Source organism: Methanoplanus limicola DSM 2279 (assembly GCF_000243255.1).
Lineage (GTDB): Archaea > Halobacteriota > Methanomicrobia > Methanomicrobiales > Methanomicrobiaceae > Methanoplanus > Methanoplanus limicola.
In genome coordinates this window covers 2,708,952-2,723,108 of sequence record NZ_CM001436.1, presented here as the reverse complement: position 1 = coordinate 2,723,108, position 14,157 = coordinate 2,708,952, and the positions used below count along the sequence as shown (strand labels likewise).

Annotated in this window: 16 protein-coding genes; 1 reads left to right on the top strand and 15 read right to left on the bottom strand. The window is 44.1% G+C overall.

The annotated features are described in order from the left end of the window. The 6 genes from METLIM_RS12860 to METLIM_RS12835 all read right to left on the bottom strand — a co-directional run bounded on the left by METLIM_RS12860 (position 1) and on the right by METLIM_RS12835 (position 5,038). Entirely contained in the window at positions 1-1,185 is a 1,185-nt protein-coding gene (locus METLIM_RS12860; protein WP_004079090.1) for an FprA family A-type flavoprotein, read from the bottom strand. A 2-nt stretch (positions 1,186-1,187) separates the two neighbouring features. Next, a complete protein-coding gene (locus METLIM_RS12855; RefSeq protein ID WP_004079088.1) occupies positions 1,188-1,346 on the bottom strand; it encodes a rubredoxin in 159 nt (52 codons plus the stop codon). Between the two features lies 1 nt (position 1,347). Continuing rightward, the gene (locus METLIM_RS12850) at positions 1,348-1,509 is read right to left on the bottom strand and encodes a rubredoxin (protein ID WP_004079086.1); all 162 of its coding nucleotides are present in this window, start codon (positions 1,507-1,509) and stop codon (positions 1,348-1,350) included. Positions 1,510-1,735: 226 nt separating this feature from the next. Beyond that, entirely contained in the window at positions 1,736-3,739 is a 2,004-nt protein-coding gene (locus tag METLIM_RS12845; protein ID WP_004079084.1) for a DEAD/DEAH box helicase, read from the bottom strand. Further along, positions 3,736-4,545, bottom strand: coding sequence for a DUF7839 domain-containing protein (locus METLIM_RS12840; RefSeq protein ID WP_004079082.1), 810 nt, complete (start codon positions 4,543-4,545; stop codon positions 3,736-3,738). Before METLIM_RS12840 ends, METLIM_RS12845 begins: the two co-directional genes overlap by 4 nt. Next, positions 4,526-5,038, bottom strand: coding sequence for an ArsR family transcriptional regulator (locus METLIM_RS12835; protein WP_048146007.1), 513 nt, complete (start codon positions 5,036-5,038; stop codon positions 4,526-4,528). Before METLIM_RS12835 ends, METLIM_RS12840 begins: the two co-directional genes overlap by 20 nt. A gap of 248 nt (positions 5,039-5,286) precedes the next feature. Here METLIM_RS12835 and hypF point away from each other — a divergent pair, with 248 nt between their 5' ends. Then, positions 5,287-7,500, top strand: a complete 2,214-nt coding sequence (hypF, locus tag METLIM_RS12830) for a carbamoyltransferase HypF (RefSeq protein WP_004079077.1) — start codon at positions 5,287-5,289, stop codon at positions 7,498-7,500. A gap of 104 nt (positions 7,501-7,604) precedes the next feature. Here the strand turns inward: hypF and METLIM_RS12825 are convergent, their stop codons facing one another. The 9 genes from METLIM_RS12825 to METLIM_RS12785 all read right to left on the bottom strand — a co-directional run bounded on the left by METLIM_RS12825 (position 7,605) and on the right by METLIM_RS12785 (position 14,156). Next, the gene (locus METLIM_RS12825) at positions 7,605-7,982 is read right to left on the bottom strand and encodes a response regulator (protein WP_048146006.1); all 378 of its coding nucleotides are present in this window, start codon (positions 7,980-7,982) and stop codon (positions 7,605-7,607) included. A gap of 251 nt (positions 7,983-8,233) precedes the next feature. Next, entirely contained in the window at positions 8,234-8,917 is a 684-nt protein-coding gene (locus tag METLIM_RS12820) for a PEGA domain-containing protein (protein WP_004079072.1), read from the bottom strand. Between the two features lie 472 nt (positions 8,918-9,389). Then, positions 9,390-10,754 (bottom strand): GntP family permease, encoded by a 1,365-nt coding sequence (locus METLIM_RS12815; RefSeq protein ID WP_004079070.1) that lies wholly within the window; start codon positions 10,752-10,754, stop codon positions 9,390-9,392. 227 nt (positions 10,755-10,981) lie between these two features. Next, entirely contained in the window at positions 10,982-11,287 is a 306-nt protein-coding gene (gene rpl12p / locus METLIM_RS12810) for a 50S ribosomal protein P1 (protein WP_004079069.1), read from the bottom strand. Between the two features lie 27 nt (positions 11,288-11,314). Then, positions 11,315-12,169: a 50S ribosomal protein L10 gene (locus METLIM_RS12805; protein ID WP_004079067.1), complete on the bottom strand. Its 855-nt coding sequence runs from the start codon at positions 12,167-12,169 to the stop codon at positions 11,315-11,317. Then, a complete protein-coding gene (locus METLIM_RS12800) occupies positions 12,169-12,813 on the bottom strand; it encodes a 50S ribosomal protein L1 (RefSeq protein ID WP_004079065.1) in 645 nt (214 codons plus the stop codon). The genes METLIM_RS12805 and METLIM_RS12800 overlap by 1 nt, the downstream gene beginning before the upstream one ends. 71 nt (positions 12,814-12,884) lie before the next feature. Continuing rightward, positions 12,885-13,358 carry a 50S ribosomal protein L11 gene (locus tag METLIM_RS12795; protein ID WP_004079063.1) on the bottom strand — a complete coding sequence of 158 codons (474 nt, stop codon included), beginning with the start codon at positions 13,356-13,358 and terminating at the stop codon, positions 12,885-12,887. 111 nt (positions 13,359-13,469) lie between these two features. Then, complete coding sequence (locus tag METLIM_RS12790; RefSeq protein ID WP_004079061.1) at positions 13,470-13,943, bottom strand: transcription elongation factor Spt5; 474 nt, start codon at positions 13,941-13,943, stop codon at positions 13,470-13,472. Positions 13,944-13,970: 27 nt separating this feature from the next. Continuing rightward, positions 13,971-14,156, bottom strand: a complete 186-nt coding sequence (locus METLIM_RS12785; protein ID WP_004079059.1) for a protein translocase SEC61 complex subunit gamma — start codon at positions 14,154-14,156, stop codon at positions 13,971-13,973. Position 14,157: the final 1 nt, after the last annotated feature.

Genomic DNA, 14,157 nt, shown 5'->3' with positions numbered 1-14,157 from the left:
TTACGCGATATTCTTCTCTTTATGCTTCTTTAATATTTCGCCGGCAAGATTTTCAAGTCCTATGAAATTTTCCTCAACCGGTGCTCCTTTGATGTAAACCGGTTCTATAATCTCTACATCGAGTTTTGAAGTCATAGCCTGAAGATCAGATATTGCCTTGCCGCCCCATCCGTATGAGCCGATAATACTGACATATTTTGCCTTTGGTTTCAGGATGTTTGCAATAAATGCGATATTTGCGGCTTTCGGGTGCGGGCCGAAGAGAACAGTGGGGGTTGCTATTACGATTGTTGCAGCGTCCAGGAGATCCATTGCAAGTCTTCCGGAGTCCAGTCTGCCCAGATCATAAGGCCTGACCTCAATTCCCCTGCTGATAAGTGCATCAGTTAAGTATGAAGCCATCTTCTTTGTGCTTCCGTGCATAGATACATACGGAATAATTACCAGGTTTTTGACTTCATCAGAGGACCATTCCCTGTAATATTCGAATAATACCTCCGGTCTGTTGCAGAGCGGGCCGTGGCTTGGTGCAATGATTTCAATATCGTAATCTTTGAGCATCTCAAGATATTCTGATACCTTCTTTCGAAATGGCATCATAATCTCGGCAAAGTACCGCTTTGCCAGAATATAGTGTGAATGCCAGTCTTCAGTGAAGAGGGATGATGTTGCATAGTGCGCCCCAAAGAAGTCACATGAGAAGAGAACCCTGTCCTCTTTTAAATATGTCATCATTGTATCCGGCCAGTGCACCCAGGGGGTAATTCTGAACTGGAGGGTTTTATCTCCGAGGGAGAGTTCTTCCATATCAGATACTTCCTGAATTCTGAAATCCGGAATTCCAAGAAGACTCTTCAGCAGTTCTTTTCCCTTTTCTGATGTGATTATCTTTGCCTGCGGGAAAAGTTCAATAAATATCCCAAGTGCACCTGAATGATCCTGTTCTGCATGATTAACAATGATGTAATCGATTGCCGTTGCATCTGATTTTGCAAGATTTGTAATAAACTCCTCTTCAAAATCAGAATCTACTGCATCAATGAGCACTGTCTTTTCAGACCCTTTGATTAGGTACGAATTGTAGCTTGTACCTTCCGGAAGCGGCAGCAGTTCGTCAAAGACCTGCCTGTCCCAGTCAATAACACCCACTGAGTAGACATTCTCCTTAATTGTTCTTACAGTCATGCTTATTCTGTTTTTACGAAGTCACTTTTATTAGCTCCGCAGACAGGACACCTCCAGTCATTTGGTACTTCACTGAACAAAGTTCCGGGTTCTACCCCGGCATCGCCTTTGTCAGAGTTGTATATGTGACCACAGACTGAGCATTTAAGTTTTTCAGCCATTTTAGTCAACCTTAATAAACTTTGATTTGGATGCACCGCATTTTGGACAAACCCAGTCTTCCGGAATATCTTCAAATGCTGTACCTGGTTTTATTCCGTTCTTTTCATCTCCTGTTTCAGGGTTATATACATATCCGCATACTCTGCATTTCCAGTATGTCATAATTTAATTCCTCCTTAATCAGAAAATCCACAGGGATTTCCATATGATTCCTATACAATATGATATAATTTAAATGTGACTCATTAATTATCTGAAATCCGGTAAACTGATATGATTTATTTTTCCGGTTCTGAAATGTATGAATAACACTTACTGCTATCCATTGCTGGAAATCTGATTCATGGAAGAATTAGCGCTTAAAAAAGGGGAATTATGTATCTAACTGTCAGTCATCTTCGGGGCAGTCAAGCTCAGCGATGATGTCAACCGGATTTTTTCTGACTTTTACAAGTTTTGTTATCATTCTGAGCCTTTCAATTCCGATGAAATGCTCAGCCATTATCTTTGCAAGGGGTGATACTGTTATCCTGTCCCTGTTGTAGGTGATCAACCCCTCGTTCTTTAAAACCCCTGCAATATCCTGCATCTCGCCGACCATTGTATTCTGCATCATCTCAATATCTTTTATATTTCCTTTGCAGACTATGGCATTTGCGGCAAACTCTTCTGAAGACTGTTCGTCGTCATAGACAGGGGCAACTTCAAACATCTCACCCTTAAGAAGGTTTATTGCGACCTCTTCTTCGGTTATCTTTGTCTCCCTTGAGTATGAGGCACCAGGTTCTGCAAGAATTACTACCTTGCCTGTATCATGGTAATCAGGCCTTCCGGCCCTTCCCATCATCTGTAAGAACTCCTGTACTTTGAGCCACTCAATACCCATTGCAAGTGATTCAAAGATGACCTGTGATGCCGGAAAGTCAACTCCGGCTGCAAGGGCCGCAGTTGTTACAACGGCAGAGATTTTTCCGTTTTCGAACTTATCCTCTACCTCATGCTTCTCCTTTGCGGTCAGGCCTGCGTGGTAAGGCGCGGCGTTGTTGCCAATCGCTGCTGCGATCTCATGGCATTTAGCCCTTGAATTTGTGAAGACTATCGTCTGGCCCCTGTAGCCTTTGGATGACTTCTTCTGAAATTCAATATTTACCATTCTCTTTATTGTCGGCACTTTCTGTTTCTTCTCAAGAAATATCAGGTGCCTCTCAAGGGCAACGGGACGTTCAGCATAACTGACAAGTTCGGCATTCAGTTTCCCTGCAAGGAGATGCGGCAGGCCGATTGTGGCACTGAGGTAGAGATACTGGGCCTGTGGTGCAACTTTCTTAAGCCTTGCAATAAGCCCGTCAAGTCTGTGTCCTCTTTCAGGATCTTCAAGGGTCTGGACCTCGTCAATAACAACAGTACCGATATTCCTTAACTCCCGTCCAAGCCTGAGATGATGATCAATCCCCTCATATGTCCCGACAATTATTGATGATTCGATATTTCTGCGTGCTTTTATCTTTGTTTCCGGAATATTGAGCCTTGAAACTCCGGTTTTAAGGGCGACATTAAGGTATGGGTATCTCTTTGTAAATCTTGAATATTTCTGGTTTGCAAGTGCAACCAGCGGAACCAGGAAGAGCATATTGCCTCTGCCTTCGGAATGGTTCTTAATTCCGGCCATCTCGCCGATGAATGTCTTTCCGCTTGCCGTTGCTGCAACTGCAAGGATGTCACGCCCTGATAACAGGCCGCTTTTGACGCATAACTCCTGAACGGGCATGAGGTTTTCTACACCTGATGCCTCTATGAATTTTTTGGGGAGGGGAAGGTCCTTTAATGCAGTTGTCTCTTTTATTTCATGTGCCTCAAGTGTGTCAAAGAGGGTATTTGATTTTTCCGGATTTTCAGGCTGAACTATGCCTAAAACCCTGTCAAGGTCCATATACAGTTCCAGGAGCCTTTCAAGATGATCAGTGGACATAATGCCCATGCCGCCCATAAAGCCAAGTTCTCTTCTAAGCTCCTTCTTTGCACAGTCGAGGCAGATCTTCTCCTTTCCGTAACTGACTGAATTTTTCTTTTTAAGCGGGGTTATCCTGTCCTCAACCAGGCAGATTCTGCATGCCGTAAGGCGGGCAAATTTAATCTGGAGGTCAGAGAGAAAAGATTCTATTTTTTTGTCTTCTGAGGTTATTCTGATGTCAGCATGCCTGAGGAGGTTTATCAGATCTTTTGTAGGGGTATTTTTATAATGCCTGCCGCCGGTCTGCCTCATCCGGAAATTCTTTGGCCTGTAACCTCTTGAGGTCTTTGAAAGTTCAACAGTTCCTGTTGCTGTAACAGACTGTCTGTTGTAAAAGAAAAGACTGTACTGACTTTTATTTGGGGATATTATAATTTTCATCGTGATATCAGGTCATGAATCACATATCTCAGGTTTGCAGTTTCAAGCCGTTTTAAGAAGTCTGTGAACTCTTCATCTACGATTACGACTGCACAGTCAAGTCCGTGAACTGCCGCTTCTATTACTCCTTCGCGTGCACCAAAGAATGAATCTGCCTTTCCTCCGGCATTTATTATGGCAATCTCTGCTTCTATACCTACTGCACCGGTAAATCTGCTCTTCTCAAGAATGTCCCGCAGCATTTCAGGTCTGACATTTTTTGACCCGCCTCTTTCTATTCTTGGTACCTTGCAGACATGTACGATTCCGCTGTGGTGGTTGATTATCCCTTTCAGGCCGGAAATTCCTATGTCCATGCCGGCTTTGGCATCCGAAATTGCCTCTCCTCTTGCATCTTCTCTGCTGAGGTTTGCCCTGAGGTAGCCGTCTTTCATAGTGACACCTGCGATGTCACCTTTTTTTATGTCACATTCAGCTATTGCGGTCCAGACCGATACCTGCCGGATAATATCCCTTGTAATATGCTTTGAGTAGGATTCAAGAGCTTCGGCATTGTTTGTGACCCATTCTACACCTTTTGGTGTTATTGTGTAGCTGCCCCTGCCCTGTGAAGCCACCATCTCGTCATCTACAAGTTCTCTTATATATTCAGAGACTGCCTGAGGGGTTACGCCAAGTTTTGCGGCGATCTCCTGCTGTCTTAAGGCTGGCTGATTCTCAGCAATTTCAACGAGAATCTGAAATCTTGTCGCTTCCTTTTTGCTTCTCAGAATAATATAAAGGGGATCATTCTGGTTTTTCAACAAAGATCAGCCCCTGCCCCTTCACTTCAAGATTTGGTATTCTTTTTGCAAGACCTTTCACAAATACAGGACTTATTCCGTATTTCCTTCCTATGTCATTGACAGAATTGTTTCCCGCGCGTACATCTTTAATTATTTCATCTGCTTTGTTTCTGAGGTCTCCGTTGTTTGAGACGGATATGTGTATTATATCTCCCAGGTCATCCATCGGGCACTGGAAATTTGCCCTGAATTTACTGTATGTTGTTTTAAATTCCATTGCCGGTTTTCCACCGGGTTTTGGCATTCTCCACTTTTCTTCAATCAGATTTCCTTTCTTTAAGAGAATAATACACTCACGCACTTTCTCAGAATCAGCTTCTTTAGACAGTTCTTCTTCAGTCATCCAGTTTTTGGTCAGCTGGCTGTAAACCAGCTTAAAATCCGGATCATTGAATGTAATCAGAAGCGGAACGAGATCCAGAGGATCATTTACAATTCTAATATGTCCCGTCAAAGTAAAACCCAATACATATATTGACTTTAAAAAAAATAAAACTATTTAGTGAATTTAAGGATTGAATCGGAAATTTCCTTTTAAATAAATATCAGATTTCGGCAGAGGCGCAATGCTCTCTGTCTGTGAAGCATCGTTTATATGGCAATCCGATGCCTGTTTATAATATATTGCAAACTTAATATGATAATTAATGATTCCTGGTTTATTCCCTGCCGGCGTCATTCGCAAAAAAAAGAGGATATAATATGCAGAAATGCGGCATAATTGTTGTGAAGGGTATTGTGCAGGGGGTCGGATTCCGGCCTTTTGTATATTCTCTTGCAGAGAAGTACAATATCAGCGGTTCGGTGCAGAATCTTGGGAGTGAGGTCAGGGTTGTCGCATGCGGAGATAATTTTGACTCTTTTTTATCTGAGATCGGGAAGGGGACGCCACTTTCAAAGATAGACTCGGTTGATGTTCTGGATTATTCCGGCGCAGCAGTATCCGGATTTTATATTGATAAGAGCAGTTCCGGCACTCTTTCCGGTTTTATTCCGGCAGATGTCTCCATCTGTGACGACTGCATTGATGATATCAGAGATAAGAACGGTCGTTACTTCAGCTACTGGGCAACTTCCTGCGTCAACTGCGGGCCGAGGTACAGTATAATCTTAGATGTTCCATATGACCGTGAGAGGACGACTATGGATGAATTTCCTCTCTGTGCCGGCTGCAGAAAGGAGTATGAAGATCCGCTCTCAAGGAGGCATCATGCACAGACTATTGCCTGCCGGAATTGTGGTCCGGGACTCTTTCTTTATGACCGGTCAGGAAATCCGGTTGAGTGCACTGATCCTTTAGAGAAGGCTGCTGAGTTTCTTGATGCCGGGCATATCATGGCAATAAGGGGTATTGGCGGGTTTCATATCGCCTGCACTGAAAGTTCGGCTTCATGCTTAAAGGAGAGGCTTGGGAGGACTGAGCAGGCCCTTGCAATAATGGCCGGCAGGATGAGTTTTATTGATTCTGTCGCATATGTCTCAGATGAGGAGAGGGAGATTTTAAGAGGGCCTGAGCATCCGGTTGTTGTCCTTGTGAAGCGTGAGAGGGACTCACTCTGTGAAGTTTCAAACCTTGATACGATCGGCATTATGTTGCCATATTCCGGCCTTCATCATCTTCTCTTTGATAATCTGAAAGCCCCGTTTCTGATTATGACCAGTGCGAATTCGCCCGGAAATCCGATGATCACTGAATATGAGACCGCACTTCTAAAACTTAGGTCATCTGTCGATTATTTCCTGACACATAACCGGGTTATAAAGAACCGCTGTGATGATTCTGTTGTAAGGGACGGGTATATAATCCGCATGTCACGCGGTTATGCACCTAAGAGAACTTCTGCTGACCTGGGTGGCAGGTGTATTCTTGCGGTCGGTCCTGAGCTGAATTCAAATATTACAGTCTATAAAGGTGGTTTTTGCTATACATCCCCGCATGTTGGCAATGTGAGAAATCCCTCAACCCTTGACTATCTTAAGGAGACTGTTCATAAGATGACGGCTATCACAGGTGCGGAATATGATATCATTGCACATGATATGCACCCACAGTTTTTATCGACCAGGTATGCAAAGGAGCTCTCTGATATTTCCGGTGCACAACTGATTCCGGTTCAGCACCACCGTGCACATATTGCTGCGGTATGCACCAAACCCTGTGTCGGCATTGCAATTGACGGGGTTGGTCTTGGTGATGACGGGACTGTATGGGGCGGTGAGGTCTTTGCCGGATGCGTGCCTGAACTTGAGAGGGTGGGTCATCTTGAGACTGTTGATATGCCCGGCGGTGATCTTGCAACGCGGTTTCCTGAGAGGATGCTGTATGGTATTCTGCCTGATGACCTTACTGCCGGAATTTTAGCCGGACGGGGTATGTCTGAGCTTGAGCTGAATGTTTTGGACCGGCAGGTTAAGGCAGGGATTAATGTTGCAAAGACGAGCAGCACAGGAAGGGTGCTTGATGCTGCATCCGCCCTTCTTGGTATCTGCCGGGAGAAGACCTATGACGGTGAACCTGCGATGAAGCTTGAAGCCTCTGCGTCTGCCGGGACTCCGGCAAAGTGGGAGAGGGAATTTAAGACTGAATCGGGATGCAGGGTTTTTCAGACTTCATCCCTTCTCCGGCGGGCACGTGCTGAATATCTCTCCGGTACAGATGTCTCAGATATTGCTGCGTCCTTTCAGTATAATCTTGCGGCAGGTATTGCTGAGATTGCGGTTGAGTCTGCCGGAATTTTAGGTTATGATAAGGTTGCGGTCTCCGGGGGGGTTGCCTACAATAAGATGATCCGTGAGACTGTCATTAATATTATCAGAAGTCATGATCTGATTCCTGTTCTGAACCGGGATTTTCCTCTTGGCGATGGATGTATCTCATATGGTCAGGCTGTATATGCAGGAAAGATGAAGGGATGATCAGTTTTGGATGGGCGGGTCTTTTTTTCTTCTGTTAACCTGTACATATTCCAGAATAATATTTACACGAATTTTTATAATTCTCTTTCAGATGTCCGGTATTTTTAGCTGTTTACCAGACTTTTGACCAGGTTTATCAGATCTGCGGATTTAAACGGTTTTTTCAGTGCCCTGTCAAATCCAAAATCTTCCGGTTTTTTCATTGCCCCGCCTACCGAATCCCCGCTTGTAATTACTGCTGATATATCAGGATCGTGCTCTTTTATTGATTTAATAATTTCTACTGCACCGATGTCCCCCGGTATGTTTGCATCAAGTATTACAAGATCAAAAGGTGCCCCTGAATTCAGACTGGATTTAAAATTTCTGACTGCTTCACTTCCGGATGAAATGGCAGTTATGTCGTGTCCGTCTCTTTTTAGGAAAAGGGTCATGATCTCCCTTATCGCTTCCTCATCATCAACTATCATTATTCTTGACATAGGTCATTTAGAATTATGGTATATCTATTGATTCTCCCATTTAATAGTCTTTTTTTATTAACAGTATCTTCTTTGGAAATAATATTTTTTAAATCCAGTCTGTGAAAAATATTATTTCTTTTGCTGTTGTGGCTATGGTCTCTATAGTGTTCCGGAATTTTTGTGTGGATGTCTGATCTGAGGTGTGGAGAAATAGTCCGAAAAAAAGTAAATATCCTCATCCTCAGGATGAAGATGTTCTGCATTTAAATTTATTCTCTTCTGGAGATTAAGAATCCGCAGAGAAGTGCTGCCATAACCGAGAAAAGGATGATTCCGGGTGCGACAGGTGACTTTGTCGGCTCCGGAGCAGGGGCGGGGTTGAGTGTTGCATGAAGCTTTACGGTATCGCCCTTTTCTGGATATTCAGTGATCTGTGCTGTAAATGGTGTATATCCGCTCTTCTGGACGGAGTATGTTGTGTACGGGGTTCCGGTGGTGTACACCTCGACTGTCAGTTCGCCGTTTGCAGTCTGTCCTTTATAGTCTGAGCCGAAGTAGACATCAGCACCGTCAACATTGCAGTATACAACGTAATATCCTGTGTCGCCGCCGATCATGATTGGCTCAGGTGTGGGTACAGGGTTTAATGTTGCATAGATGTCTTCCTGTTCTCCTGCTGCCGGGTTAGTATCAATGTTTTCTGTCCATGTTGTGTAGCCCGGCATCTCAACTGATACTGTCTTGTACGGAGTTCCGGTGGAGTAAACAGGGACTGTAAGTATTCCGTTTACAATCTCACCCATGTAATTTCCGTCCATGTAAACCGCTGCACCGTCCACATTGCAGTGGACATTATACCATCCCTGATCTCCTCCGACAGTTGCGGCTGATGCTGCACCTGCAAGAAGAATGACAGATAGTAATAATATTCCTGATAAACATACCTTTCTCATTTTAATCACCACAACCGGAAATTATCTTTCCTTTATTGTGTTTATCTGATTTGTTTGTTTTTACGTAATTTATGAATTTTGTGTTCATTTTATGTTGATTAATGAACTATATGAATTATCTGCTTTTTAGCCTTTATAATTATTTACCGGAATTTTATGATTGTTATCTGTTTTCTGACGCAGTAATTGAAATTTAAAAGTCAATGGTATGATTTAGAGTACCTGCCGGTGATATTCCGGCTGTCAGTTCTCCGGGTACCCCTTCTGTGCCCTGATTAATTTTTGTCGCTATGAACACTACATATATATGGTAAATATTCAATCTCAGAATACTGGAGATGAGTCATAATATATTTACACCCTTGGAACGAGGGGAAGGGCCTGTGGACTTGTGGAGGTTACTCCTGGGTATGAAGCAGGAAGCCTCTCTGGTCTTTAGCCCAGAGGTAGTTCACCTGCTGTTAAATAGCGGTTATGCAACTGCCTGCGGTGCCTGATATACAAACATCCACAACACAACAGCAATAACAAAAACAAAAATCCCGTAGCATGCAAGCGGCAGGGTGTAGTTTTTCAGGACTGTCTTTATCTCGTCTCCGGTTGTCTTCTTAACAAGCCAGAAGTATGGGTCCGTCAGGTATGATATACAGCATGTCCCTGCGATTATCATCATGATTAAGGGAACAGGGTGGATTATCTCTGCAAGTACACTCTTCCCGATAATTTCAGCAGAAATAACAGCTGTAACAACTCTTGACCCCTGGGCGGTTGCAAGCATTGCAGCGGTCAGGAAAGGTATCAATATCACGGGCATCACCGGCAGCATGCTCTCAAATGCACTGTCGGCAAGGCCTGATTCTGATATTACACTCCCGATTGCCCCTGCGGCACAGAAGTCGAAGAGAATAAGCCCTGCAAATTTTGCACCGTCTGAGAAACTGCGTTTTCTGATTCCATCGGGGGCAAGAATGAGTGCCGTCATCATTGCCAGAAGCATGATGAACTGCATGAGGCTTACATGGGAGAGATTCAGCAGAAAAAGCCCTGCCGGGATTGATATTATAAATGTAAGGAAAGGTGCCCATGCCTTTGCCTGGGTTTTAAGTGGAATTTTTTCATCATCGGCTTCATCTCTTCCCTTACTTATCTTCTCTTCAGTACTGGCTCCATTCTCTTTTGAGAGAAATCTCCTGCAGAAAAACCAGATCACGACAAGAAGGGAGACAGATGAAACCGGAACCGCAAGCAGATCAAATGAGAATGCCGGAAATTCCGGTGCGAAAGCTTCAAACAGGGGAATTGTCACCGGTGTCGGAAATATGAACACATAGGAGATTATGCTTCCGACAGCCGCTGTATACAGCAGGGTATTTGATCTCTTTTCATCAGCACTATTGTAATTGTCCTCTTCAACCCTGTCCTTACCATCTATGGTATTATTGAGATTGTTCCCTGTCATCTTCAGTGCCGGTGCCAGCATCATATATGTTGTGATACAGCAGGTTGTCGGGACGGACAGGAGATAACCTAAAATTCCGGCACTGAGGCACGGGTTCTTTATCCGTTTATTTATCCCGTACATCATGGCAGAGAGAAGATTCTGATCAGATAGCAGCCTGACAATAACTATTCCTGAGAGTATAATGACTGCGAATCCGGAAAATACCCTTCCCATGCCGGCTATGGCCCATTTTATAACTATATCCGGATCAAATCCGGCGAGAAGGCCAAAGAAGAGTGCACTCATTACAAGGGTGATAAAAACCGGCACTTTCCTTGAAAATGCAAGGGCGGTTATCAGAATAAGGGTGAGGGCGAGTATAATGAGTGCATCCATTATTGATATCTGTTACCCGCAGAGAAATAAGAATTTATATTCTGATCAGAAGTCTCAGTTTTGGTTCTGCCTGAATTATTTCTTAATATTTTAAGCCGGAAATCCGGGAAAAAGCTGAAGTTAAATGCAGTAATGTTACAGCTGTCTGAAATATGTTTTTCCGGATGAGAAGGATCCGCAGAATAGTTCTGATTTTAGTATAAGATTAGGAATTAAAAAAAAGAGATTTATCCGAAGAGTGCTCCGAGACCGGCCATGCCGCCTGATGCATCTTCCTCTTCTTCTTCCTCTTCCTCTTCCTCAGCTGGTGCTGCTTCAGCCGGTGCTGCTGCTGCCGGTGCTGCTGCTACTGCTGCAACTGCTGACTTTGCAATTGCGTCTTCAATGTCAACGCCGTCAAGTGCTGCGATGAGTGCCTTTACACGGCTGTCGTTAACTGCGATACCTGCTGCACTGAGGACAGAAGTTACGGCTTCCTCAGTTACGTCTTTTCCTGCGTTGTGCAAAATAAGTGCTGCGTAGATGTATTCCATTTTTAATTCACCTTATATTATTTTATATTAATTTTCTTCAACAATCGCTTTAACAGCGAGAGATTCTCTCTGTGTACGTCCTATGATCAGCTCAACAATATCCTTCTCGTATATTGCCGCTTCAACACCAAGGTTGCGTGCCTCGCGTACAGCCTTGCCAATAATTGCCCCTGCTGTTGTAGCTGTCGGGATAACTGCATTAACTGAAAGGTTAAATGCCTGCTGGGCTGCAAGTACGAGATTGTTGAAGTACTCTGTCTCATCAATCGCCAGTGTCTTGGGCTCGAAGAAAGTTCCTTCGTAGAAAGCAATCTGAAGACTGAGACCTACATCAATTGGCTTTATATCAAGCTTTGAAAGTACGTCTGCCATCTTTGCGTTGATCACTTCGCCTTCTTTGACAACGGTTTTTGTTTCACGAATAACTACCTTTCCTCCGGTAATTGCCGCAGGAATTCCTGCCTGCTGCAGCTGACCAACGATTGGTCCCGGTGGGAATGATGTCGGACCTTTTGGAACTGTTATATCTTCAGGGGAAACTTCACCAGGCTTTGCAGCCATCTTTGTCATTGTCTCCTGAAGTTTTTTGTACAGTCTGAAGGGATTTTCGTTTGTGAAAATAAGAGCGCTGTGACCTTCGATATGGTTGTTGATGCCTTCGATTTCACCGCCCATCTCTGCGAAAGCGTGCTCGATGAGTGTGTTTCTTGTCATCTTAAGCACTGCGCTTCCACGAAGGTTGCGGCGCATCTGCTGCATCTGGCTTGCAGGGATACCCTGGAAGTCTACAAGACCTACAAGTTTGTATTCCTCTGCGTGTCTCTTTATCTCCTCAACTTCGTCCCTTTTCCACTGCGGCAGGTGTGCTGTATATAATGCCATTATACTAACCTCTCTGCCGGGCCCATGGATGTTTTAACGTAAACTGAACGAATGTTCATAACACCGCTTTCAAGATTGGCTTCTACCTTCTTCAAAACCGCATCGATATTCTCTGCAATATCGTCAGGATTCATACCGGTTGAACCGACTTTCACATGGAAGGTCTTCTTGTCCTTGGTTCTGAATTTGACTGATTTGCGGAGACGCTCTACGATAGGTCCGATGTCAACTCCCTGGGGAATTGGCTGTGGCATCTTACCACGCGGACCAAGCCTGGTACCTAAGAAACGGCCTACAAGAGGCATAACAGCTGTCTCTGCAAGGAAAAACCTGTAAGTGTCGGCCATCTGCCTTGCTTCACGTTTTTCTCCACCTAGACGCTCAATTTCTTCAGGTCCGATGATGAGATCTACACCTGCAGCTTTTGCCTGAGTGGTGATATCTCCTTTACCAAGCACAGCGATCTTTTCCACTCTCCCTGTGCCATGTGGCAGAAGCATTGTCTCATCTATACGGTTTTTAGGCTGTGCCATGTCAATATTTCTAAGATTGACGATAATTTCCATTGATTCCTGGAAATTTCTCTTTGGCGCCTTTTCTATCGCCGATTTTACGGCATTTAGAATCTGGACCCTTTCTACCAAATTAATACCTCCATAGTTCAACGACCCGGATAATTCCCGGATCTTCTATGGGTTTTCATAGTCTATGCTCTTTATTTGAGCTGACTGTCATAATCGCCTGCATCAATGAGGGCAAACATCTCTTTAGGATCTTTGCCGTCAACAGTGACGCCAACGCTGACACATGAACCGATAACTTCCTTTACGGCGTTCTTCATGTCATATGAGAGCATATCGTCAAATTTCATGCCTGCAATGCGGACAGCAGCCTCGAACGGTAAGTCGCCAACCTTGTTGACGTTCGGTTCTCCCGAGCCTTTTGCAATGCCGCACTCTTTCATAACAAGTGCAGTTGCCGGCGGGACACCTACGGAAATTGTGAAGTTCTTCTTGTCATCGACTTCAACTTTAACAGGAACCTGCATTCCGTTAAAGCTGGAGGTCTTCTTGTTGATCTCGTCAACGACTGCCTTCACATTGATTCCGAGAGGTCCGAGTGACGGACCTAATGGTGGCCCTGCTGTGGCCCTACCGCCGGGTACCAATACCTCGACTACTTCTCCCATTGTAATATCACCTTTGCCGACAGTGATATAGTTTCCACTGCCAAGCTTGGGTCTTTATTATTTGATTTTGTATTAATTTAAAACTTTCAGGTGTTCCTGAAAAAAATAGTATTATTCCTGGACTTTTTCAATCACGCGCACATTGTCGCCGCGGACAGTGATGGGGATTGGAACCATACTCTCGTAAAGTTCTACTGTGATCTCTTCTTTTGATGTATCTACCCGTTTTACAACAGCTCTTTCACCTTTGAAAGGTCCGGCAATGAGTTCTACAATAGTTCCCTCGTCAATACCGCTCACTACCGGTTTTGGCACGAGGAAATGTTCTACCTCGTGGAATGATGATGCCCCTTTTACCACAGTTCTTGCATTTGGCACCATCTCTCTCAGTTGTTCCATTCTGGCGATGGGATCAGGACTTTCAACAAGCACATAACCCTTAAGTTCATCAGGCGCCATGATTGACATTACGCGGATCTCTTCGTGATCCTTCAGCGCCTCAACAATATTGTCAACAACTGCCCTCTCCTGTTTGGCAGTTGTCTTTATTGCATATATTTTATTCTCGGATTCTTCAGTACTCATTTTGCTGTACCTGTCTGAAATATTGATTCAGGGTATTAAAAGGATTATTTCATAGAGGATAAATCCAATCATCCCTATAAGGGCGATACCTGCCGCCGCAACTATTGCGATTTTCTGGAATTCGTCGCGTGATGGTGTTCTTGCAAGTTTTAAAACACGCATATACTTTTTGAAAAGTTCTTCGTCTAACTTAAACTTAAAATTAAATGACATT

Bases quoted from the DNA above. Each gene is read 5' to 3' on its own strand.
- METLIM_RS12795 (WP_004079063.1), bottom strand. From the start codon at position 13,358: ATGGGAGAAGTAGTCGAGGTATTGGTACCCGGCGGTAGGGCCACAGCA.
- METLIM_RS12855 (WP_004079088.1), bottom strand. From the start codon at position 1,346: ATGGCTGAAAAACTTAAATGCTCAGTCTGTGGTCACATATACAACTCT.
- hypF (WP_004079077.1), top strand. From the start codon at position 5,287: ATGCAGAAATGCGGCATAATTGTTGTGAAGGGTATTGTGCAGGGGGTC.
- METLIM_RS12785 (WP_004079059.1), bottom strand. From the start codon at position 14,156: ATGTCATTTAATTTTAAGTTTAAGTTAGACGAAGAACTTTTCAAAAAG.
- METLIM_RS12815 (WP_004079070.1), bottom strand. From the start codon at position 10,754: ATGGATGCACTCATTATACTCGCCCTCACCCTTATTCTGATAACCGCC.
- METLIM_RS12805 (WP_004079067.1), bottom strand. From the start codon at position 12,169: ATGGCATTATATACAGCACACCTGCCGCAGTGGAAAAGGGACGAAGTT.
- METLIM_RS12820 (WP_004079072.1), bottom strand. From the start codon at position 8,917: ATGAGAAAGGTATGTTTATCAGGAATATTATTACTATCTGTCATTCTT.
- METLIM_RS12860 (WP_004079090.1), bottom strand. From the start codon at position 1,185: ATGACTGTAAGAACAATTAAGGAGAATGTCTACTCAGTGGGTGTTATT.
- METLIM_RS12850 (WP_004079086.1), bottom strand. From the start codon at position 1,509: ATGACATACTGGAAATGCAGAGTATGCGGATATGTATATAACCCTGAA.
- METLIM_RS12790 (WP_004079061.1), bottom strand. From the start codon at position 13,943: ATGAGTACTGAAGAATCCGAGAATAAAATATATGCAATAAAGACAACT.
- rpl12p (WP_004079069.1), bottom strand. From the start codon at position 11,287: ATGGAATACATCTACGCAGCACTTATTTTGCACAACGCAGGAAAAGAC.
- METLIM_RS12845 (WP_004079084.1), bottom strand. From the start codon at position 3,739: ATGAAAATTATAATATCCCCAAATAAAAGTCAGTACAGTCTTTTCTTT.
- METLIM_RS12825 (WP_048146006.1), bottom strand. From the start codon at position 7,982: ATGTCAAGAATAATGATAGTTGATGATGAGGAAGCGATAAGGGAGATC.